At 71.1% G+C, this 19,805-nt stretch carries 17 protein-coding genes; 11 read left to right on the forward strand and 6 right to left on the reverse strand.

Features of this window, described 5'->3' with window-relative positions:
- On the reverse strand, positions 1–421 hold a 421-nt coding region (locus tag OZN99_RS08865; RefSeq protein WP_270934848.1), incomplete at its 3' end, for a response regulator.
- Positions 422–742: 321 nt separating this feature from the next.
- Between OZN99_RS08865 and OZN99_RS08870 the strand changes: the two genes are divergently transcribed.
- From OZN99_RS08870 to OZN99_RS08900, 7 genes are all read left to right on the forward strand, one after another.
- Positions 743–2,536 carry an IlvD/Edd family dehydratase gene (locus tag OZN99_RS08870; protein WP_270934849.1) on the forward strand — a complete coding sequence of 598 codons (1,794 nt, stop codon included), beginning with the start codon at positions 743–745 and terminating at the stop codon, positions 2,534–2,536.
- 35 nt (positions 2,537–2,571) lie between these two features.
- On the forward strand, positions 2,572–3,321 hold the full coding sequence (locus OZN99_RS08875) for an SDR family oxidoreductase (protein WP_270934850.1): 750 nt from the start codon (positions 2,572–2,574) through the stop codon (positions 3,319–3,321).
- A 116-nt stretch (positions 3,322–3,437) separates the two neighbouring features.
- The gene (locus OZN99_RS08880) at positions 3,438–4,286 is read left to right on the forward strand and encodes a fumarylacetoacetate hydrolase family protein (protein WP_270934851.1); all 849 of its coding nucleotides are present in this window, start codon (positions 3,438–3,440) and stop codon (positions 4,284–4,286) included.
- Positions 4,286–4,594, forward strand: a complete 309-nt coding sequence (locus OZN99_RS08885; RefSeq protein ID WP_270934852.1) for a monooxygenase — start codon at positions 4,286–4,288, stop codon at positions 4,592–4,594. Before OZN99_RS08880 ends, OZN99_RS08885 begins: the two co-directional genes overlap by 1 nt.
- Positions 4,595–4,621: 27 nt before the next feature.
- Positions 4,622–6,580 carry a hydantoinase/oxoprolinase family protein gene (locus OZN99_RS08890; protein WP_270934853.1) on the forward strand — a complete coding sequence of 653 codons (1,959 nt, stop codon included), beginning with the start codon at positions 4,622–4,624 and terminating at the stop codon, positions 6,578–6,580.
- Positions 6,577–8,208, forward strand: coding sequence for a hydantoinase B/oxoprolinase family protein (locus tag OZN99_RS08895; RefSeq protein ID WP_270934854.1), 1,632 nt, complete (start codon positions 6,577–6,579; stop codon positions 8,206–8,208). Before OZN99_RS08890 ends, OZN99_RS08895 begins: the two co-directional genes overlap by 4 nt.
- 29 nt (positions 8,209–8,237) lie before the next feature.
- Complete coding sequence (locus OZN99_RS08900; protein WP_270934855.1) at positions 8,238–9,209, forward strand: Bug family tripartite tricarboxylate transporter substrate binding protein; 972 nt, start codon at positions 8,238–8,240, stop codon at positions 9,207–9,209.
- A gap of 13 nt (positions 9,210–9,222) precedes the next feature.
- Here OZN99_RS08900 and OZN99_RS08905 read toward each other — a convergent pair whose 3' ends face one another.
- The 3 genes from OZN99_RS08905 to OZN99_RS08915 are packed head-to-tail and all read right to left on the reverse strand — an operon-like array spanning position 9,223 to position 12,247.
- Positions 9,223–10,053 carry a carbohydrate ABC transporter permease gene (locus OZN99_RS08905; RefSeq protein ID WP_270934856.1) on the reverse strand — a complete coding sequence of 277 codons (831 nt, stop codon included), beginning with the start codon at positions 10,051–10,053 and terminating at the stop codon, positions 9,223–9,225.
- Positions 10,046–10,918, reverse strand: a complete 873-nt coding sequence (locus OZN99_RS08910; protein ID WP_270934857.1) for a carbohydrate ABC transporter permease — start codon at positions 10,916–10,918, stop codon at positions 10,046–10,048. The genes OZN99_RS08905 and OZN99_RS08910 overlap by 8 nt, the downstream gene beginning before the upstream one ends.
- Positions 10,919–10,954: 36 nt before the next feature.
- The gene (locus OZN99_RS08915; protein WP_270934858.1) at positions 10,955–12,247 is read right to left on the reverse strand and encodes an extracellular solute-binding protein; all 1,293 of its coding nucleotides are present in this window, start codon (positions 12,245–12,247) and stop codon (positions 10,955–10,957) included.
- Positions 12,248–12,504: 257 nt separating this feature from the next.
- Here OZN99_RS08915 and OZN99_RS08920 point away from each other — a divergent pair, with 257 nt between their 5' ends.
- Genes OZN99_RS08920 through OZN99_RS08935 form a run of 4 tightly spaced genes read left to right on the forward strand, consistent with a single transcriptional unit; the run spans position 12,505 to position 17,375 of the window.
- A complete protein-coding gene (locus OZN99_RS08920) occupies positions 12,505–13,632 on the forward strand; it encodes a mandelate racemase/muconate lactonizing enzyme family protein (protein ID WP_270934859.1) in 1,128 nt (375 codons plus the stop codon).
- A 30-nt stretch (positions 13,633–13,662) separates the two neighbouring features.
- The gene (locus OZN99_RS08925; RefSeq protein WP_270934860.1) at positions 13,663–15,054 is read left to right on the forward strand and encodes an FAD-dependent oxidoreductase; all 1,392 of its coding nucleotides are present in this window, start codon (positions 13,663–13,665) and stop codon (positions 15,052–15,054) included.
- A complete protein-coding gene (locus OZN99_RS08930; protein WP_270934861.1) occupies positions 15,051–15,959 on the forward strand; it encodes an SIS domain-containing protein in 909 nt (302 codons plus the stop codon). Before OZN99_RS08925 ends, OZN99_RS08930 begins: the two co-directional genes overlap by 4 nt.
- 9 nt (positions 15,960–15,968) lie before the next feature.
- Complete coding sequence (locus OZN99_RS08935; protein WP_270934862.1) at positions 15,969–17,375, forward strand: FAD-dependent oxidoreductase; 1,407 nt, start codon at positions 15,969–15,971, stop codon at positions 17,373–17,375.
- A gap of 28 nt (positions 17,376–17,403) precedes the next feature.
- On the opposite strand, the gene OZN99_RS08940 is transcribed toward OZN99_RS08935, so the two are convergent.
- Positions 17,404–18,939 (reverse strand): UxaA family hydrolase, encoded by a 1,536-nt coding sequence (locus OZN99_RS08940; protein ID WP_270934863.1) that lies wholly within the window; start codon positions 18,937–18,939, stop codon positions 17,404–17,406.
- Between the two features lie 41 nt (positions 18,940–18,980).
- On the reverse strand, positions 18,981–19,805 hold an 825-nt coding region (locus tag OZN99_RS08945), incomplete at its 5' end, for an ATP-binding protein (RefSeq protein WP_408611819.1).

Here is a 19,805-nt window from a genome sequence, read left to right on the forward strand (position 1 = left end):
CGGGCACGGCCGGGGCCGGGGCGGGCATGGTGGCCAGCGCCTGCTGCGTCGCCTCGCGCCGGCGCAGCACCGCGCGCAGGCGCGCCAGCAATTCGCGCAGGTCGACCGGCTTGGCGATGTAGTCGTCCGCCCCGACCTCGAGACCCACGACGCGGTCCACCACGTCGCCGGCGGCGGTCAGCATCACGATCCCGATGTCGCTCTCGGCGCGCAGCGCGCGGGCCACGGACAGCCCGTCCTCGCCGGGCATCGCGATGTCGAGCACGACGAGGTCGGCCGGGCGTTCCGCCAGCAGGCGGCGCAGCGCGGCGGCATCCTCGGCGCGACGCACGTCGAGCCCGCGGCGGGCGAGATACTCCGCCACGGCCTCCCGCAGGTCGGGTTCGTCGTCGCAGACGATGACGGCGGCGCTGTCCGCCATGGTGTCCCTCCGATTCTCTCCCTGGGCCCGACTCGCGGTCGGCTCCCGTCCCGCGGTGGCCGGGAACCCATGCAACATGCCGGGCCGGCTCTGCGCAACATCGGACATCGTCGGGGCAGGCGGCGGCATCGGACCGAACAGCGTTCCCCGACGCGCCCGCATCGCCGGGGCGCCGGCCGCGCCGCGCCGATGCGCCGCAGGCCCGGGCGTTGACAGGGGGCGCGGCGGGCCCCTCACTCCCGTGGCGGCAGGTCGGCCTGCCGGCGATCGCGCCTTGCCACGTGCAGGCCGGCCGACCGGACCACGCCGCGGGAGGACGCCATGGACGATCACGACCAGACGAAGAAGCCGTTCAAGCTGCGCAGCCAGCGCTGGTTCGACGACCCGTCCGACCCCGGCATGACCTCGCTCTACTGCGAGCGGCAGCTGAACTTCGGGATGACCTTCGAGGAGTTGCAGTCGGGCCGGCCGATCATCGGCATCTCCCAGACCGGCAGCGACATCGCGCCCTGCAACCGCCACCACACCATCCTGGCGCAGCGCGTGAAGGAGGGCATCCGGGACGCCGGCGGCGTGCCGCTGGAATTCCCGGTGCACCAGATCCAGGAGACGCTGAAGCGCCCGACCGCGGCGCTCGACCGCAATTTGCAATACCTCTCGCTCGTCGAGATCCTGCACGGCTACCCGCTGGACGGCGTGGTGCTGACGATCGGCTGCGACAAGACGCCCGGCGCCGCGCTGATGGCCGCCGCCACCGTCAACATCCCGGCCATCGCGCTGTCCGGCGGGCCGATGCTGGATGGCTGGTACAAAGGTCGCCTGGTCGGCTCCGGCACGGTCGTATGGGAAGCGCGGCGGCAGCTTGCCGCGGGCGAGATCAACAACCGCCAGTTCATGGAAGCGGTGGCCGCCAGCTCCACTTCCTGGGGGCATTGCTCCACCATGGGCACGGCGCTGTCGATGAACAGCCTGGTGGAAGCGGTCGGCATGAGCTTGACCGGCTGCGCCGCCATCCCCGGGCCGCACCGCGAACGCGCGCAGATGGCCTACTGGACCGGCCGGCGCATCGTGGAGATGGTGAAGGCCAATCTCCGCCCCTCCGACATCATGACGAGGAAGGCGTTCGAGAACGCGGTGGCCGTCGCCTCCGCGATCGGGGCCAGCAGCAACTGCCCGCCTCACATGATCGCGATCGCCCGCCACATGGGCGTGGACCACACGCTGGAGGACTGGCAGCGCGTCGGCGCCGACATCCCGCTGCTGGTGGATTGCCAGCCCGCCGGACGCTTCCTGGGCGAGGCCTTCCACCGCGCCGGCGGCGTGCCGGCGGTGATGAAGGAACTGCTGGAGGCCGGCCGCCTGCATGGCGACGTGATGACGGTCTCCGGGAAGACCGTGGCGGAGATCCTGCAGGATGTGCCGCTCTCGCCCGACCGGGAGGTGATCCGCGCCTATGGCAGGCCGATGAAGGAGAAGGCCGGCTACCTGGTCCTCACGGGCAACATCTTCGACACCGCGGTGATCAAGGTCAGCGTGATCGACGCGGAGTTCCGCCAGCGCTTCTTCTCCGACGACCCGGACGTCTTCGAAGGCAAGGCGGCGGTCTTCGAGGGGCCGGAGGACTACCACGCCCGGATCGAGGACCCCTCGCTCGGCATCGACGAGAAGACGGTGCTGGTGATCCGCAACTGCGGGCCCGTCGGCTATCCGGGCAGCGCGGAGGTGGTGAACATGCAGCCCCCGGCGGAGCTGCTGAAGAAGGGTATCAAGGCGCTGCCGACCATGGGCGACGGCCGGCAGAGCGGCACCTCCGGCAGCCCCTCCATCCTGAACGTCACGCCGGAAGCGGCGGTGGGCGGCGGGCTCGCCTTGCTGAAGCACGGCGACCGCATCCGCATCGACCTGAAGAACCGCCGCGTGGACGTGCTGATTCCCGAGGCCGAGCTCGCCGCCCGCAAGGCGGCCTGGCAGCCGCCGACGCTGGTGAACAAGACGCCCTGGGAGGAGATCTACCGCAACAGCGTCGGCCAACTCGGCACCGGCGCCTGCCTGGAGCCGGCGACGCTGTATCTCAACATCCTGGAGACGCGGGGCGAGAGCCGCCACAATCACTGATAGGCCGCGCAGCCGCGGGAACAGGGGGAGAGGACATGGCCGGACGTCTCGCGGGCAAGCGAGCCCTGATCACCGCCGCGGCGCAGGGCATCGGCCGCGCCACGGCGCTGGCCTTCGCCGCCGAGGGCGCCGAGGTGATCGCCACCGACAAGGACGCAGCGAAGCTCGGCGAGCTGCGCGGGCCCGGCATCGCGACCCGCGTGCTGGACATGCTGGACGCGGCCGCGATCGAGGCGGCGGGGAAGGAAGCCGGTGCGATCGACATCCTGTTCAACTGCGCGGGCTTCGTGCACCAGAACACGATCCTGACCGCGACCGAGGCGGAGTGGGACTTCGCCTTCGACCTCAACGTGCGGTCCATGTGGCGGATGACGCGCGCGGTGCTGCCCGGGATGCTGGACCGCAAGCGCGGCGTCATCGTCAACATGAGCAGCGGCTGCTCCTCGCTGAAGGGCGCGCCGAACCGCTTCGTCTACGGCACCACCAAGGCCGCGGTGCTCGGCCTGACCAAGTCCATCGCCACGGAATACGTGCGCGAGGGCATCCGCTGCAACGCGATCTGCCCGGGCACGGTGGACACGCCGAGCCTCGGCGAGCGGATCGCGGCGAATGCGGCGCAGGCCGGCGGCGTGGACGCGGCCCGCGCCGCCTTCGTGGCGCGCCAGGCCATGGGACGGCTGGCCACGGCGGAGGAGATGGCGGCGCTGGCCGTCTACCTCGCCAGCGACGAGAGCGCTTTCGTCACCGGCCAGGCCATCGTCATCGACGGCGGCTGGATGTTGTAGCGCCAGCCCCTCCCGCGCGCCCGCCTCCCTCCCCCGCCTTTTGGGGGAGGGTCGAGGTGGGGGCAGAAACCACGGCAATCTGGCCAGCAGGCGACACCCGGTCTAGGAATCCGCCCATGAAACTCCTCCGCTACGGTCCGCCCGGCGCCGAAAAGCCCGGCATGCTCGATGCGTCGGGCACCATCCGCGACCTGTCGGGCGTGATCCCTGACCTGGCCGGCGATGCGCTCTCCCCGGCCGGGCTCGCGAAGCTCGCGGCGCTCGATGCGTCGAAGCTGCCGGCCGTGACGGGCAATCCGCGCCTCGGGCCGCCGGTGACCGGCATGAAGAACCTAGTCTGCATCGGCCTGAACTACGCCGACCACGCCGCGGAGACCGGCGCGCCGATCCCGAAGGAGCCGATCGTCTTCCTGAAGTCGCTGAACGCGCTGTCCGGCCCGAACGACGACGTCGTGATCCCGCGCAACAGCGTGAAGACCGACTGGGAAGTCGAACTCGCCGTCATCATCGGCACGCGCGCGAAGTATGTCAGCGAGGAGAACGCGCTGGACCACGTGGCCGGCTATGCCGTCGGTAACGACGTGTCGGAGCGCGAGTGGCAGGCCGAGCGCGGCGGCGCCTGGGACAAGGGCAAGGGATTCGACACCTTCGGCCCGCTCGGTCCCTGGCTGGTGACGAAGGACGAGATCCCCGACCCGCAGAACCTGGCGATGTTCTGCGACGTGGACGGCGTGCGCCAGCAGGACGGCTCGACGCGCACCATGATCTTCGGCGTGAAGCAGGTGATCGCCTATGTCAGCCAGTGCATCACGCTGAACCCGGGCGACGTGATCTTCACCGGCACGCCGCCCGGCGTGGGCCTGGGCAAGAAGCCGGCCCCGGTGTTCCTGAAGGCGGGGCAGACCATGCGCCTCGGCATCGCCGGCCTGGGCGAGCAGCAGCAGAAGCTGGTCGCCTCCGACTGATGTCGGGCCTCACCGTCCTGATCTTCGACTTTCCCAACGGCGCCTTCGGTCCCGAGCGGACCGAGGCGCTGAAGCCGCTGGCCGAGGACATTGCCGGCCAGCACGGGCTGCTGTGGAAGATCTGGACAGAGGAACCCGCCGCCGGCCGCGCCGGCGGCGTCTACCTGTTCGAGAGCCGCGCCGCCGCCGAGGCCTACCACGCGATGCACGCCCAGCGCCTGGCCGCGCGCGGCGTGACGGGGATCGAGGCGACCTATCGCGGCGTGAACGAGGTGCTGAGCCGCATCGACCGCGCGCCCCTTGGCTAGCGGCGCAGCGTGGCGGAAGCTGGCGTGATGAGCGACAGCACGCCCCGCCGCCTCGCCGTTGGAGTCGAGATCGGCGGCACCTTCACCGACCTGGTCGCGATCGGGCCGGATGGCGTGCGCGTCGCCAAGGTGCCGAGCACGCCGGCGCGGCCGGACGAGGCGGTGTTCGACGTGCTCGACGCCGCCGGCCTGAACCCTTCGGACATCGCAGAGTTCGTGCACGGCTCGACGGTCGCGACCAATGCGGTGCTGGAGCGCAAGGGTGCGCGGCTCGCCCTGCTCGCCACCGAGGGCTTCCGCGACGTCCTGATCCTCGGCCGGCAGGACCGGCTCCGGCTGTTCGACCTGCGCTACCGCCGGCCGAAGCCGCTCGTGGCGCGCGAGGATTCGCTCGGCGTGCCGGAACGCATGCTGGCCGACGGCAGCACGCTGACGCCCTTCGATGCGGAGGCCTTCGCGCCGCGCCTGGCGGCCTTCCTCGACCGCGGCCGCTACGACGCCGTCGCGATCTGCCTGCTGAACGCCTATGCCAACCCCGCGCATGAGCAGGCGCTGGCGGCGCTCGTGCGGCGCATCGCGCCCGGGCTGCGCGTGACCTGCTCGCACGAGGTCACCGGCGAGTTCCGGGAATACGAGCGTGCCAGCACCACCGCGCTCTCGGCCTATGTGCAGCCGGTGCTGGACGCCTATCTCGGCCGCATGGAACAGCGGCTGGAGGCGGGCGGCTTCCGCGGCGAGCTTTCCGTCATGCAGTCGGGCGGGGGGCGCGTGCCGGCCGCGGCGATGCGCCGCAATGCCGCCAGCGCGCTGCTCTCAGGCCCCGCCGCGGGCGTGATGGGCGCGGTGCGCCAGGCCGCGCAGTCCGGCGTGCGGGACATCATCACCCTCGACATCGGCGGGACCAGCGCCGACGTCGCGCTGGTGGAGGCCGGGCGCCCCGCGATGACGCGCGACGCGCTGGTGGATGGGCTGGTGGTGCAGATGCCGATGCTGGACATCACCACGGTCGGCGCCGGCGGCGGCTCCATCGCCTGGGTGGACGAGGGCGGGATGCTGCGCGTCGGCCCGCGCAGCGCGGGTGCGGATCCGGGCCCGGCCTGCTACGGCCGCGGCGACACGCAGCCCACGCTGACCGATGCGCATGTGATTGCCGGGCGCATTCCTTCGGGCAAGCGTCTGGCGGGCGGACTGGTGATGGATGGCGCGGCCGCACGCGCCGCCTTCGCCCCGCTCGCCGCGCAACTCGGCCTGTCGGTGGAATCGGCGGCGGACAGCGTGGTGCGAATCGCCGTCGCCAGCGTGGTTGCCGCCGTGCGCCTGGTCTCGACGGAGCGCGGCCACGATCCCCGCAGCTTCGTGCTGGTGCCCTATGGCGGCGCCGGCCCGCTGCATGCGGCGGCGGTGGCTGAGGAGCTCGGCATCGCCCGCGTGCTGGTGCCGCCCGGCGCCGGCGTGCTCTCCGCCTATGGACTGCTCGCCGCCGACCACAGCCTGTTCGCCGCGCGCACGCGCCGGCTGACCATCGCGCCCGGTGCGGCCGCAGAGGTGCGGCAGGAGATCGCTGCGCTGCGCAGCGACCTGGCCGGCCGCTTCGACGCGCTCGGCGTCGCCGGCGACAGGCGGCTCGAGGTCACGCTCGACATGCGCCTGCTCGGCCAGGCCTTCGAGATCGGCGTGCCGCTGCCCGCCGAGGCGCTCGAGACGCTGGATGAGGCCGCGCTGCTGGCGGGCTTCGCCGCGGCGCATGAGCGGATCTACCGCGCCCCGGTGGATACCGCCCGCCGTCCGGTCGAGGTCGTGTCCTACCGCGTTGCGCTGCACGCCGCCCGCGCCGCGCTGCCGGGCCTTGCGGGGCCGCGCCGGCTGGACGGGCAAGGCGACGGGCCGCTGCTGATCGAGGATGCGACGGCAACGATCTGGGTGCCGCCCGGCTGGACGGCGGCGGAGGACGCGGCCGGCAACCTGCTGCTGACGAGGGCGCCATGACCGCGATCAGCCCTGCCGACCAGGCGGTGATCGGCCAGGCGCTGCTCTCCGCCGCGCGGGAGATGGGCGCGAAGCTCTGCCGCTCCGCCTTCTCGCCCATCGTGCGCGACGCGAAGGACGCCTCCACCGGCCTGATGGACGCGACCGGCGCGGCGGTGGTGCAGAGCGACGAGCTGATCCCGGTGCTGGTCGGCTCGCTCTCTGTCACGCTGCGCCGCTGCATGCAGGCCGTGCCGCCGGAGACGCTGCGGGAGGGCGACTTCTACCTCACCAATCATCCCTACCACGGCGCGCACCACCTGCAGGACATCCTGGTCTTCATGCCGGCCTTCGTGGATGGGCGCATCATCGCCTATGCCGCGGCGGTGGCGCATCACCTGGACGTGGGCGGCGGCGCGCCGGGGCTGAACAGCTCCGCCACCGACCTCTACGGCGAGGGGCTGATCCTGCCGCCCGCGCGCTGGAACTTCGCGCGCGACTGGCAGGACGGCAATCTGCGCACGCTGATCGGCGCGAACATCCGTGTGCCCGACCAGACGCTGGGCGACATCGAGAGCCAGTTCGCCGCCTGCTTCACCGGCATCGCGCGGCTGCGCGAGCTGTGCGCGCGCCACGGCACCGCGACGGTGGAGGCCGCGATGGCCGGCCAGATCGCCTATGTGGAGCGCCGCGTCCGTGCCGCCGTCGCCGCCCTGCCGGACGGCACCTATGTCGGCGAGGATTTCGTCGATGACGACGGCGCGGGATCCGGCCCGCTGCGCGTGCGCGCGACCGTCACCGTCGCGGGCGACTCGCTCGCGGTGGACTTCGCCGGCAGCGCGCCGCAGGTGCGCACGCACATGAACGCGCCCTACGCCTCGGTCGTGTCGGGCACGCTGGCCGCGCTGAAGTCGTTCCTGACCACGGACGACGTGCCCTTCAACGAGGGCGCGGCGCGCGCGGTGACGATTACCGTGCCGGAAGGCACGCTGCTCAACCCGCGCTTCCCCGCGCCGGTGCGCGCACGGATGGAGGCGACCTACCGCGCGCATGACGCGGTGCTGAAGGCGCTGGGCGCGGCCGTGCCGGAGCGCGCGGTCGCCACCGGCTTCGACACCACCACCGCCTTCTGCCTGAGCCACCTGCAGGACGGCCGCTACCGCGTCTTCATCGAGCTGCGCGACGGCGGCTACGGCGCGCATGCCGGGGCAGATGGCTGCGACGCCATCACCGGCCCGCTGTCCAACTGCACCAATGTCCCGGTGGAGGCGATCGACGCCGACCACGACTTCTTCCGCATCGAGGCCTTCGCGCTGCTGCCCGGCACCGGCGGGCGCGGACAGCACCGCGGCGGCAACGGCTCCATCCGGCGCTACCGCATCCTGCGCGACGGCGTGCGGCTCGCGATCTACACCGACCGCTTCCGGGTGGCGGCGGAAGGGCTGATGGGCGGCGAGCCCGGCGCGCTGGGCGGCTGCGTCATCCGGCGCGGCGCGGAGAAGATTTCGGTGCGATCCAAGGACGATGTTGTGCTGCGTGCCGGAGATGTGCTGGAGATGTGGACCGGCGGCGGCGGCGGCTATGGGCCGCCTGACGCCCGGCCGGACGCATTGCTCGCCGCCGATGCGCGCCTCGCGCAGGAGCCTTGAAGCGCCGCACCGACCAGGGAGAGACCAGGATGACGCTGCCCCGCCGCTCGCTGCTCGCCGCTGCCGCTCTGGCGCCTGGCGCGGCCCTCGCGCAGGGATGGACGCCGGACCGGCCGATCCGCTTCGTCGTGCCCTTCCCGCCGGGTGGCGCGACCGACGTATGGGCACGCCTGGCGGCTGAGGGAATGCAGCCGCAGCTCGGCCAGCCCATCGTCATCGACAACCGCCCCGGCGCCGGCGGGATGCTGGGCGCGGAGCAGGTGATGCGCGCGGCGCCGGACGGATATACGCTGCTCTTCACCATCACCTCGCTGGTGCAGTCGCCGGTGGTGATGCGTCGCTTCCCCTACGATCCGGTCAACGACTTCGCGCCGATCGGGCGGCTGGGCAGCAACGCGAATGTCTGGGTCGTCGGGCCCGCCGTGCCGGCCGAGGTCACGACGATGGAGCAGTTCGTGGCCTGGGGCCGCGGCCGCGACCTCTCCTTCGGGTCCTGGGCGAACGGCTCCACCGGCCATGCCTTCGGGATGATGATGGCGGAGGAGGCGCAGCTGCGCATGGCGCATGTCGCCTATCGCGGCGAGACGCCCGGCATACAGGATTTGCTCGGTGGCAACATCCATGGGGGCTGGCATTCCACCGCCGCGGCCGGGGAGCTGATCCGTACCGGCCGCCTGCGCGCACTCGCCAGCACGGGCACGCGCCGCCTGCCATCCCTGCCGGAGGTGCGGACGATGCGCGAGATCGGTTTCTCCGACCGCTTCGCCTTCGTCGGCTTCTCCGGCCTGCTCGGCCCGCGCACGCTGCCGCAGCCCATCGTCGATCGGCTGGCGGCGGCTTTCGCGCGCGTGGCACAGGATGCCGAGGTGCAGCGCCGGCTGATGGCGATGGACACCTTCCCCGGCTACCTGCCGCCGGAGGAGTTCCGCGCCTTCATCGCCGACGCGCTGAACCGCTGGCGGGAGATCAGCGATCGGCTGGGGCTGCAGGCCGACGGCTGACGCCGCCCGGCGATCAGCCCTTCACCGAACCCGCGGTCAGCCCGGCCACCAGGAATCGCTGCAGCGCGATGACGAACAGCGTCACCGGCACCAGCTGCGTCGTCGCGGCGGCGAACAGCAGGCCCCAATCGACGCCGGTCAGGCTGCCCATCATCTCCGAGATGACGATCGGCGCCGTCTTCGCCTCCGTCGTCGTGAAGACGAAGGCGAAGAGGTACTCGTTCCAGGAATAGACGAAGACGAAGACCGCGGCCGCCACCATGCCGGGTGCGGCCAGCGGCATGATCAGGCGGAGCAGGATCTGCAGCTCTCCCGCGCCGTCGATGCGCGCCGCCTCGTCCAGCTCCGTCGGGATGCCGTCGATGTAGGTCTTCAGCACCATGCTGCCGATGGAAACGAAGAAGGTGGCGTAGAGCATCACCAGCACCGCGTAGGTGTCGTTCACGCCCAGCAGGCTGGTCGCGGGGAACAGTGGCAGGATGATCACGATGGGTGGCAGCAGGCGGATCGCCACCATGAACAGGGCCGATGCCGCAATCGCCGTGCCGCGGTAGCGCGAATAGACGTACCCCGCCAGGACGCTAGCCGCCACTGTCAGCAGAGTGGCCAGCACCGCGATGATGGCGCTGTTCGCCAGCGTGGCGAAGAAGTCCGGCCATTTCTCGACGAGCGTGCGGTAGTGCTCCAGCGTCGGCTCGAACACCACTGATGGCGGAAAGCTGAAGATCTCCGGCGTCGGCTTGAACGACGAGAGCACGATCAGCGCCACCGGCCCGCCCGACCAGGCCACCACCAGCAGTACGACCAGCGCGCGCAGCAGGCGCTGCGGCCAGCGCTCACGCATCGCGCCGGAAGCCCTTGCGCTGCAGCAGGACCACGTAGACCGCAGCCACGAGGCCGGAGATCACCACCATGATCCAGCCTGTCGCTGCGCCCATGCCGAAATTCGCGTAGGTGAAGGCCTGCTTGTAGAGATAAACGGCCAGCACCTCCGTCTGTCGCGCCGGGCCGCCGGCAGTCAGCAGCCAGACCTCGCTGAACAGCCGGAAGGAGAGGATGTAGCGGAAGATCAGCGCCACCAGCACCGCGCCCAGGATGCCGGGCACCGTGATGTGGCGGAAGCGCTGCCAGCCATTCGCGCCGTCGATCTTCGCCGCCTCGTACAGCTCCTTCGGCACCGCCAGCATCGCGGCGTAGACGATGATGAAGGTGAAGGGCAGGTGCAGCCAGATGCTGATGATGCACACCAGCACCAGGCCGTGCGTCGGGTTCGTGGCCCAGGCGAAGTCAGGGAGGCCGAGCGCGGCCAGGGCGCGGGCGATGCTGCCGATGTTCGGGTCCAGCATGTATTTCCACATCACCACCGCGACGACCTCGCTGATGGCGTAGGGCATCAGGATGATGGCCAGCACCAGGCCGCGGAACGGGATACCCTGCACGAACACCGCGGCCAGCGCCAGGGACAGCAGCAGCTCGCCATAGACGATCACGTTGATGACCAGCAGCGTGTTGCGCAGCGCGCGCCAGAAGGCGTCGTCCTCCCAGATGCCGGCGTAGTTCGCCAGGCCGACGAAGACGGCCTCCTTGCCGTAGGAGGATTCCGTGAAGCTCAGCCAGAAGACGTAGACCGACGGGATCGCGATGAAGGCGACCAGCAGCAGCTGCGCCGGCGCGAGCATGAGCAGCTGCGGCAGGCCGAAGCGACGCATCCCCCTTCCCTGTGCCCCTCCGGCTGCGCCGCGCGCCTAGGTGCGCGGCAGCAGCGGGCGGATGCGGCGTGCCATGTTGGCGCCTGCGGCCTGCGGCGTCCGCATGCCCAGCATCGCCGCCTGCATTTCCTCCACGAAGATGTCCTTCGCTTCCGCCGAGCGGTCGAAGGCCGGCATCGGCACGCGCGACTGCTGCAGCGAACGCGCCTCCTGCTCGGCATAGGGGACGCTGGCCAGCAGCCGCGGATCGGCATAGGCGGAGACGCGGGCAGGCTGGTTGCCGTTCATCGCCGCGCGGATCGTGTTCTCCTTGGAGGAGATCTCCTTGATCAGCGACCAGGCCATGTCCTTCGCGCGTGCATTGCGCGGGATCATCATGCACCAGAACTCCGCGGTGGCGATCAGCTCGCCTCGCTCGCGCTGCTCGCGGGATGTCATGCAGTACGTCGTCTTGAAGCGGCCCGGGAAGCGGGAGGAGCGGGGGTTGTTGAACAGCACGGTGCGGCCGAAGGGGAAGTTGTGCATGGCGATCTGGCCGTTCTGCACCGCGGTGATCATGTCGTTCTGCTTCATCGCGGTGATGTTCCGCGGCATCAGCCCGTCCTGGTAGAGCTGGCGGATGATCTCCAGCGCGCGGACCATCCCCGGCTGGTCGGCGACGCAGCGCATGTCCTCGGTGATCAGGTCGCCGCCGCAGGCGCGCGCGATGGCGACGACGTCGGAGTAGTTGTCGGCCTGTATGCCCCACCCGAAGACCTGCGTGCCGTCCGCCCGCGTGAAGGTCAGGCGCCGCGCGTAGTCCACCAGTTCGTCGATGATCTGTGGCGGCCGGTCCAGCCCGCGCTCCTGCAGGTAGGCCTCGTTGTAGTGCAGGCAGTTCACGGAATGCCGCACCGGCACGCCGTAGCGCTGGCCGTTGTTCGAGAAGGCGGAGACCATGCCCTGCGAGAAGTCGTCGAAGTCCTCGATCGGGTCGCGCTGCTGGTAGGGGTCGAGCGGCTCGAACATCGAGAAGGTGGAGGGGACCGCTCGCGTGTTCAGCACATAGGCCATGGTGACGTTGGAGGAGGAGAGCCGCGCCTCGCGGAAGATGCGGTCATGGATCGCGTTCAGGTCCAGTGTGACCCAGTCCAGGCTGGCGTTGTTCCGCTCCCGCCAGGCATTGAGCACGTCGCCGGCCTGGCCCTCGGTCAGGACCTGCTGGTGGACTCGGTGGGAGATGACGGTGAAGGAGGTCGGCCGCGCCTGCGCGGCTGCGCCGCGTGCTGTGCCGGCGGCTGCGGCGGCGAGCGAGGCGGCGAGGAGTCCGCGCCGGCTGGTCGGGATCATGGACGTCTCTCCCTCGGATCGAACGGGTCTGTCTGCCCTTGTGCGGCGCGGCACGCCGATGTTCAGCAAACTACATCATGCGTGCGGCGACGCTGCAAGGACTTCGCTGTGCTGCCTGCAGGGATGCGATTCTATTGCGGTGCAGCATGCGCGACTCTGCAGGCGTGCCAAGTTCTCTGGACAGCGCGAAGTCCGAAATGTAGCAATTCTACATCCGGCCGCCCGCGCAGCGGGGCAGAGCAGGGGGAGGAAGCGGCTTGGTCATCGAGGAGATCCGTGCCACGCCGCTCGCCGTCCCCGTGGCGCCGGGCCAGCACCGCACCTCCTGGGGCGAGTACCGCTCTATCGGCCTGCTGCTCGTCGAACTCCACACTTCCGACGGCATCATCGGCTATGGCGAAGGCCTCGCCCGCCACGCGCCGCGCGCCTATGCCGAGGTGGTGGACCAGGTCTTCGCGCCGATGGTGCTGGGGCGCGACCCCTTCGAGGTCGCGCGCATCTGGCGCGCCATGGCTGGCGCCTTTAGCGGCCGCGCCGGCGGCATCGCGTACGAGGCGCTCTCGGCGGTGGACACGGCGCTGTGGGACGTGATGGCGCGCAGCGCTGGCCTGCCGCTGTTCAGGTTCCTCGGCGGCGGCGGCGCGGAATGGGTGGAGGCATACGGCTCTGCCGTTTCCTGGCGGTCGGAGGAGACCGCCTTCCGCCAGATCGAGCAGTGCCTGGCGCTCGGCCTGCGCACCATCAAGCTGAAGCTCGGCAGCCCGGCGGATGAGGCGATCGCCTGGGCGCGCCGCGTGCACGACCATGTCGGCGGCCGCGCCAGGCTCTCGGCCGATGCGAACGGCGCCTTCGACCTGCCGGATGCCGTGCGCGTCGGCAGCGCGCTGGCCGATCTCGGCTTCGCCTGGTTCGAGGAGCCGTTCCGCCCCGACGACCTCGCCTCCTACCGCGCGCTCGCTGCGCGCGTGCCGATCCGTCTGGCGGCCGGTGAGGGCGAGTTCTCCGCTGCCACGGCGCACGAACTGTTGGCCTCCGGCGCGATCGGCCTGTTCCAGCCGGATTGCGCGCGCGCCGGCGGCATCACGGAGACACGACGGATGATCGCCATCGCGGAGGCGCTCGGCATCGCCTATGCGCCGCATGTCGGCGGCGGCGGCGCGGTGAGCGCGGCGGCCAACCTGCACCTCGCCGCGGCCTCCACGGCCTGCGTGAACTACGAATGCATGATCTTCGACCAGCCGCTGCGCAGCACGCTGGCCGGTGGTCCGGTGGCGGAGGCGACACAGCTGGTGGACGGGCGGCTGCGCGTGCCGCAGGGCCCGGGCCTCGGCATCGCGGTGGATCCGGCGGTGCGCGACCGGTTCCTGGTGCGCGACCCGGACTGAGCGCGCAGGGCACGAGGGAGGAAGCGAGGCATGACACAGGATGCCGAATACGACGTCGTCGTTGCGGGGGCGGGCATGTCGGGCGTGGTCGCCGCGATCGCCGCGGCGCGCGGCGGTGCGCGCGTGCTGCTGACCGACCGGCTGCCCTTCCTGGGCGGCAACATGACCGCCGGGCTGCTCGGCAACTTCCTCACCTTCCACAACATGAAGGGCGAGCAGATCACCGCCGGGATCGCGCAGGAGATCGTGGACCACTGCATCGAGCGCGGCGGCGCCTTCCGCGAGCATCGCGGACACCTGCCCAACGCCTACGGCAACGCCTATTCGGTCACGCCGGTGGACCCAGAGGTGCTGAAGCTGGTGACGCAGCTGCTCTGCGTGGAGGCCGGCGTCGCGCTGCTGCTGAACACCTACATCGCCGGCACGCTCACCGAGGGCAGGCGCATCACCGGCATCCGCGTGGTCAACAAGTCCGGCGAGCAGACCATGCGCGCCAAGGTCTTCGTGGACGCGACGGGCGATGCCGACCTCGTCGCCGGCGCCGGCGGGCGCTTCCTGATGGGCGACGAGCGCGGGCGCGTGATGTCCATCAGCCTCTTCTCGCGCCTGGGCAACGTGAACCTGGACAAGCACCTGGCCTATGTGAAGGAGAATCCGGACGAGTTCATGCTCGGCGAGGATCCCTACATCGGCAAGACGAAGGCGGAGATCGCGGCGGGGCTGAAGCACTGGATCGACTACCCGCTGGTCACCGGCCACTACAGCGCCGTGAAGCGCGCACAGGCGCGCGGGGAATTCCACCCGAATCGTCAGCGCGTGGTGTTCCAGGTTACCACCATCCCTGGCGTTGTCGTGCTGAACGCGACCAGCCTGCTGGGCTACAATCCGACGGACGGCGAATCGATGACGCGCGCCGCGCTGGAAGGCCGCGAGCAGATCTTCAAGGTGGCCGACTTCTTCCGCCGCTACGTGCCGGGCTTCGAGGACAGCTTCATCCTGGATTCCGCCTCCGCCCTCGGTGTCCGAGAGAGCCGGCGCATCGCGGGCGTGCGCACGCTGACGGATGCGGATTGCGTCGCAGGGAAGAAGAACGACGACGACATCGCCCTTGGCGCCTATTGCCTGGACGTCCACCAGGGCACCGGCATCATCGAGCACAAGCACGTCCGGGATGGCGAGGCCTATGGCATCCCCTATGGCACGCTGATCCCGGAGACAGTGGACGGCGTGATCGTCGCCGGGCGCAGCCTGAGCTCGGAGCGCTTCGCCAACGGCTCTGCGCGGTGCCAGGCGCCGATCATGGGGATGGGACAGGCGGCGGGCATGGCTGCGGCGCTCTGCGCGGAGCACGGCTTCCAGCCGCGCGACGTGCCCGTCGGCCAGTTGCGCGGCATGTTGCGCCAGGCCGGGGCGGTTGTGTGAGCGCTGCGGCCGAGGAGACGCGGCCGCCATCGGCGCCGGCGGTGATCGAGCGCATCCGCGCCGCGCTGCCGGGACTCAGCCGATCCTACCAGGCGTTGGCGCGCCTGGTGCTGGACCGGCCGGAGACGGTGACCCGGATGAGCCTGGCCGCCTTCGCCGATGCCGCGCAGGTCAGCCAGCCCACCGTGATCCGGTTCTGCCGCCATGTCGGCTGCGACGGCTTCCCGGACTTCAAGATCAGCCTGGCACAGGCAATGATGATCGGCCTGCCCTATGTCCACAGCGAGATCGGCGAGGGCGACGACCTGCCGGGCATGGCCGACAAGATCTTCGGCTCCGCCATCGCCACGCTGCGCGGGATCCGCGAGGGGCTGGACCTCCGCACCGTCGCGCGCGCGGTGGAGGCGATTGCCGCGGCGCGCCGCATCGAGCTGTTCGGCACCGGCCTCTCCGGCGTCGCGGCGATGGATGCGAACCAGAAGTTCATGCGGCTCGGCGTTCCGACGGTGCTGCACCTCGACAGCCACCTGCAGCGCATGGCGGCGGTGACGCTGACGCCGGCGGACGTCGCCATCGGCTTCTCCTACACCGGGCAGATCCGCGACATGGTGCGCACGGCGACGCTGGCGCGGGAGCGTGGCGCGACGGTGATCGCGGTGACGCGCCCGCGCACCGCCTTCGCGCGCGTCGCGCACATCGTCATCGCGGTGGATACGCCGGAGGACACCTTCGTCTATGCGCCCATGACGACGCGGCTGGCGCACCTGGCCGTGGTGGACCTGCTGTCCACCGCGGTCGCGGTGCGCGCAGGGCCGGGCGGGGTCGCCACCATCCAGCGGGTGAAGACCGCGGTCCGCGACCAGTGGCTGTCCCCGGACGAGACGGCCGACGAGATGCAGGGATAGGGGACCGCCATGGACAAGGCGCTCGGCAGCGTGGAGTACCGGCGGCAGGTGCCGGTGATCGACGAGGTGGAGGTGCTGGTCGTCGGCGGCGGCCCGGCCGGTCTCGGCGCAGCCATCGCCGCGGCGCGCGGCGGCGCGCGCACGCTGCTGATCGAGCGCTACGGCTTCCTCGGCGGCAACATGACGGCAGGCCTGGTCGGGCCCTGCATGACCGCCTACTCGCTCGACGGCTCGCAGCAGCTGATCGGCGGGATCTTCGACGAGTTCGTCCGCCGCATGGAGGCGATCGGCGGCGCCCTGCATCCCTCCGGCATCGAGGGCGGCAGCGCCTGGTCCGGCTTCATCGCCTACGGGCATGAGCGCGTCACGCCCTTCGACCCGGAAGCGGCGAAGACCGTCGCCATCCGCATGTGCCGCGAGGCGGGGGTGGAGGTGCTGTTCCACAGCTTCGTCGCCGATGCGCTGACCGTGCGCGGCGATGGCGGCCGCCCGCGGCTGGACAGCGTGATCACGACCGGCAAGGGCGGCCTGGCGGCGATCCGCGCGCAGGTGACGGTGGATTGCTCGGCCGATGGCGACGTCGCCGCCCGCGCCGGCGCCCGCTTCGAGATCGGGCGGGAGGGCGACGGGCTGATGCAGCCGATGACGCTGTTCTTCCGCGTCAGCCACGTGGACGACGCGGTGGTGGAGGAGTACGTCCGAACCCACCCCGAGGACTACCGGCCCTTCGCCTCGCTCGTCGCACGCGCGCAGAAGGAAGGGCGCTTCCCGGCGCCGCGCCGCGGCGTGGGCCTGTACAAGACGCTCGAGCCGGGCGTGTGGCGCATCAATACCAGCCGCATCCTCAAGCGCGACGGCACCAGCACCGCGGACCTGACCGCCGCCGAGATCGAAGGGCGGGAGCAGGTGATGGCGCTGCTGGAGTTCTTCCGCCGCGACCTGCCGGGATTCCAGGACTGCCGCCTGATGGATACCGCGACGCAGATCGGCGTGCGGGAGACGCGGCGGATACTCGGCGAGTACACCTTGACGCTCGGCGACCTGAAGAACGGTCGGCGGTTCGAGGACGTGATCGCGCTCTGTGGCTATCCCGTGGACATCCACGACCCGACCGGGGCCGGCGGCGGCGTGACGCCCGACCTGCAGGTGGCGAATGCCTACGAGATCCCCTTCCGCGTGATGGTGCCGCAGGACATCGACGGGTTGCTGGTGGCCGGCCGCGCCGTCTCCGCCACGCATGAGGCGCTGGCCGCCATCCGCGTGATGCCGCCCTGTTTCGCGATGGGCCAGGCCGCCGGATCCGCCGCGGCGATGGCCGTGGCGCGCGGCATCGCGCCGCGCACCGTGTCGATCCCGGAGCTGCACGCAAGGCTGCGCGCGGACGGCGCCATCCTCGGCACCGCCGCGCCGGCGTAGCTCACATGGTCGCGCCGCAGGCGCGCGGCTACATGGTCGCGCCAAGCGTCCAGGGCGCGAATTCGCTCGTGCCGAAGTCGTAGCCTTCGCTCTTGGTCTTCTCACCGCTCGCCACGCGCAGCATCAGCTGGAAGATGCGCTCGCCGCACTGCGTCACGCTCTCCTCGCCGGTCAGGATGGTGCCGCAGTTCACGTCCATGTCGTCCACCATCCGCTCATACATCGGCGTGTTGGTCGCCAGCTTGATGGACGGCGTCGGCTTCATGCCGAAGACGCTGCCGCGGCCGGTGGTGAAGCACAGCAGGTTCGCCCCGCCCGCCACCTGGCCTGTCGCGCCCACCGGGTCGTAGCCCGGCGTGTCCATGAAGACGAAGCCCTTGGCGGTCACCGGCTCGGCATAGTCGTACACCGCCGTCAGGTTCGTCGTGCCGCCCTTCGCCATGGCGCCGAGCGACTTCTCGAGGATCGTCGTCAGCCCGCCGGCCTTGTTCCCGGGCGAGGGATTGGCGTTCATCTCCGCGCCCTCGCGCGCCGTGTACTCCTCCCACCAGCGCATCTTCGCCACCAGCTTCTCGCCCACCTCGCGGCTCGTCGCGCGGCGCGTCAGCAGGTGCTCCGCGCCATAGGTCTCCGGCGTCTCGGAGAGGATCACCGTGCCGCCATGCCGCACCACCAGGTCGCTGGCCGCGCCCAGCGCCGGGTTCGCCGTGATGCCGGAATACCCGTCCGACCCGCCGCATTGCAGCGCCACGATCAGCTCGGAAGCCGGAACGGGCTCGCGCTGAACACGGTTCGCCTCGGCCAGAACCTCCTTCACGAAGGCGATGCCGGCTTCCACGGTCTTCCGCGTGCCGCCCATCTCCTGGATGTCCATGTTGCGCAGCCGGCCGGCCAGCTTCTGCTCCTCCAGCATGGGGCCGAGCTGGTTCACCTCGCAGCCCAGCCCGATGGCGATGACATGGCTGAAGTTCACGTGCCGTGCGAAGCCCGCCAGTGTCCGCCGAAGCAGGCGCAGCGGCTCGCCCATGGTCATGCCGCAGCCGGTCTTGTGGGTCAGCGCGACCACGCCGTCCACGTTCGGGAACTCCGCCAGCGGGTCATGGCCGGTGAAGGGGTTGCGCTTGAAGGCGTCGGCGATCAGGTCGGCGACATGCGCACTGCAGTTCACGCTGGTGACGATGCCGATGTAGTTGCGCGTGGCGATGCGGCCATCGGCGCGGCGGATGCCCATGAAGGTGGCGGCCGGCACGATCATCGGCGTGGGCTTCGCATCCACGCCCCAGGCGTAGTCCTTTGCGAAGTCGCCCATCGCGCAGTTGTGGGTGTGCACCCAGTCACCCGGCGCGATCGCCTCCGTCGCGAAGCCGATGATCTGGCCATAGCGTCGGATCGCCTCGCCCGGCGCATGCGGCCGCACCGCGACCTTGTGACCGGGCGGGATGCGCCGGTCGCGCACCGCCACGCCGTCCGCCACCGGCGTGCCCGGCGGCAGGGCGATGCGGGCAATCACAACGCCGTCCTCCGGCGCAAGGCGGATCACGGGCGGCAGTGTGCGGGCGTCCATGGGCGGCATTCCTTACTTCCTGGTCAGTCTAGGCCAGCGCGTCAGGCCGCCGGAAGGGTGGCCGCCGGCGCAGCAACGGCATCCGGCAGCCGCAGCACCGCCGCGCCCTGCACCTGCGCGGCGAGCTCGGCGACATGCGCGTGGTGGGTGAAGAGGATCGTCTGCACCCGCTCGCCGAGGCTGGCCAGCACCTGCAGCGCGGCGGCGGAGCGCGTGTCGTCGAAGGTGGCCAGCAGGTCGTCCGCGATGAAGGGTAGCGGCTCGCCGCCCTCCGCATGCGCCTCCACCGCCGCAACGCGCAACGCGAGATACAGCTGGTCGCGCGTGCCTTCGCTGAGGTTGTCCAGCGGGCAGGCCGTGCGGTCGGCGCGGACGGCGCGCAGCACCACCTGGCCGGCCTCGTTCTCGTCCGTTTCCAGCCGCGGATAGCGGCCGCCGGTCAGCCGGGCGAAATGCGCGCTCGCGGCCGCCAACAGCGGTCCCTGCCGCTGCTGGCGCAGCCGCTCGATCCCCGCCTTCAGCAATTCGCGCGCCAGGTGCAGCCGGGCGTAGCGCTCCGCGGCGCCCTGGGCCGCCGCCAGGTGGTGGCGCGCTTCCTGCGCATGCGCCGCGGCGTCGCGGCCCGCCTGCATCGCCCCCAGCTGCGTCTCCACCGCCTGCTGCCGCGCCCCGAGCGTCGTCAGGCGCTCCGCCCGGGCGATCTCACCGGCCTCGATCTCCTCCAGCCGTGCTCGTGCTGCATCCGGGTCCATGTCCTGCGCCTCCGCGCGCAGCCGCGCCTCGTCCAGGCCGTCGCCCTGGCGCAGCAGTTCCTCGGCCAGCGCGGCGCCGCGGGCCAGCAGCTCGTCGCGGCGCGCCGCGCGGCG

Origin of the sequence: Falsiroseomonas oryzae, from assembly GCF_027856955.1 — a bacterium.
GTDB lineage: Bacteria > Pseudomonadota > Alphaproteobacteria > Acetobacterales > Acetobacteraceae > Falsiroseomonas > Falsiroseomonas oryzae.